A 2778-nucleotide genomic window follows, 5' to 3' on the forward strand; every position below is an offset into this window, starting at 1 on the left:
CTTCGCACGCAGTTCATCCAGCGACGGCATCGATGCCAGGGCCTTGACGCCCTCCGCATCGAGCAGCACTTCGCCCATCGCGCCGCCAACGATCTCAAGTTTGTCGTTGGTCTTGGCGAAATCGATCGCAACCTTGGCGGCGGCGACCGGATCGGCCGAGGTGGCGAGGCCGACCGGACCGGTCAGCAGGTCGCTGAGGCCGGTATAGGCGGTGCCATCCAGGGCGATACGGGCGAGGCGGTTCTTCGTAACCTTGTAGGAAGCCCCGGCTTCGCGCATCTTCTGGCGCAGGACGGTCGACTGGGCGACGGTCATGCCAAGGTTGCGGGTCACGACGACCACGCCAACATTTGCCAGCTCTGCGTTCAGCGCGGAAACGACCTCAGCTTTCTGATTACGATCCATGCCATTACTCCACTTCATGTCCCTGCGGGCGACCCGCACGGACGGCTAAAACCCGCGGGGCTGCCGCGGGGCACTAGGTCCGAAGGGGAGAGATCGACTAGCCCGCGCCATCTAAGGAACAGGCAGACCCGGAAGACAGGGCATCGAAACCCGTTCCGGCAAAGAACTTTTCCCCGTCTAGGTCGGACATTAAGAAGGGCATATTCCCTTCACCGACTGTCTCGGACGGAAGACGCGCGGGGCAAGCCCCACGAGTCTGCTGCGCGGGCCTTTAGGGCATCGCGGCTCGCTCGTCAATCGAGGTTGGGCCGCAGATAGCGCTCCGCTGTCTCCAGGTCGATGCCGCGCCGCTGCGCATAATCCGCCATCTGGTCGCGCCCGACCCGCGCGACGCCGAAATATTCCGACTGGGCATGGCCGAAATAGAATCCGCTCACCGCCGCCGTCGGCAACATCGCGAAGCTTTCGGTGAGGGTGATGCCGGTGGCATGATGCGCGTCCAGCATGTCGAACAACAGGGGCTTGAGACTATGCTCCGGGCAGGCGGGGTAGCCCGGTGCCGGGCGGATGCCGCGATATTTTTCCTTGATGAGCGCTTCGTTGGTCAACTGCTCCCCTTCGGCATAGCCCCAGAGCGCGGTGCGCACATAATGATGCAGCCGCTCGGCAAAGGCTTCGGCGAACCGGTCGGCCAGCGCCTTGAGCAGAATGTCCGAATAATCGTCTATCGACGCCTTGAACCGGGCGAGGTGCGGCTCGATGCCGTGGATCGACACGGCAAAGCCGCCCATCCAGTCGCCGTCGGGGCTGATGAAGTCGGCCAGGCACATGTTCGCCCGCCCTTCGCGCTTGGCGATCTGCTGGCGCAGCATGGGCAGCCGCACATGGCGTTCGTCCTCGACATGGACGACGATGTCGTCCCCCACCCTGCGGCACGGCCACAGGCCGCACACGCCACGCGCGGTCAGCCATTTCTCGTCGAGGATGCGCTTCAGCATCTTCTGCGCGTCGGCGAACAGGCTGCGGGCGCTTTCGCCCACGATCTCGTCTTCGAGGATCGCGGGGTAATTGCCCGCCAGCTCCCACGCGCGGAAGAACGGCGTCCAGTCGATATAGTCGACCAGATCCTTAAGGTCCCAGTCCGGGAAGCGATGGACGCCCGGCAGGCGCGGGCGCGGGGCTTTCAGGCTTTCGTCCATCTCGAACGCGTTGGCGCGCGCGTCCTCGATCGACAGCAGCTGGCTCTGCCCCTTGCCCTCGCGCGCGGTGCGAACATGGGCGTAATCGTCCTTGGTCTTGCGGACGAAATCGTCCTTCTGCGTTTCGGATACGAGCGCCGTCGCAACGCCCACCGCGCGGCTGGCGTCGAGCACATGAACGACCGGGCCGGTAAAAGCCGGATCGATGCGCAGCGCGGTATGCACCCTGGACGTGGTCGCGCCGCCGATGAGCAGCGGCATCGTCATGTTGGCGCGCTGCATTTCGGCAGCGACCGTCACCATCTCGTCCAGCGAGGGAGTGATGAGGCCGGACAGGCCGATCATGTCGGCGTCATTCTCGTTCGCCGCATTGATGATGTCCTGCCAGGGCACCATGACCCCCATGTCGATCACTTCGAAGCCGTTGCACTGGAGCACGACGCCGACGATATTCTTGCCGATATCGTGCACGTCGCCCTTGACCGTCGCCATGACGATCCGCCCCTTGCCCTTCGCGCCCGGCTCCTTGGCTGCCTCGATATAGGGGAGGAGGTGGGCGACCGCCTTCTTCATGACGCGCGCGGACTTGACGACCTGCGGCAGGAACATCTTGCCCGCACCGAACAGGTCGCCCACGACATTCATGCCGTCCATCAACGGCCCCTCGATCACTTCGATGGGCTTGGCCGCCGACAGGCGCGCTTCTTCCGTATCCTCGACGACATACATGTCGATGCCCTTGACGAGCGCATGTTCCAGCCGCTTGGCGACGGGCCAGCCGCGCCATTCCTGCGCCGCCTTTTCCGACGCCGCGTCCTTGCCCTTGAAGCTTTCGGCCAGCGCGACGAGCCGGTCGCCCGCTTCCGGATCGCTGTTCAACAGCACATCCTCGCACGCCTTGCGCAGCGCGGGGTCGATGGCGTCGTAGACGTCGAGCTGCCCTGCGTTGACGATGGCCATGTCCAGCCCTGCGGGGATGGCATGATACAGGAACACGCTGTGCATCGCCCGGCGCACCGGCTCGTTGCCGCGGAACGAGAAGGAGAAGTTCGACAACCCGCCCGAAATATGGACGTGCGGACAGCGCGCCTTGATTTCCCGGCACGCCTCGATGAAGTCCACGCCGTAGTTGTTATGCTCTTCGATCCCCGTCGCCACGGCAAAGATATTGGGA

2 protein-coding genes are annotated in these 2778 nt (G+C 64.2%); both read right to left on the reverse strand.

What is annotated here, in order from left to right; genetic code table 11:
• Window positions 1–405, reverse strand: a 405-nt coding sequence (gene rplJ / locus DI606_RS19945) for a 50S ribosomal protein L10 (RefSeq protein WP_293985733.1), incomplete at its 3' end; no start/stop codon positions are given.
• Between the two features lie 293 nt (window positions 406–698).
• On the reverse strand, window positions 699–2778 hold a 2080-nt coding region (locus DI606_RS19950; protein WP_293985735.1), incomplete at its 5' end, for a vitamin B12 dependent-methionine synthase activation domain-containing protein.

This window comes from Sphingobium sp. (assembly GCF_003248505.1).
In the GTDB taxonomy this organism is placed as follows: domain Bacteria; phylum Pseudomonadota; class Alphaproteobacteria; order Sphingomonadales; family Sphingomonadaceae; genus Sphingobium.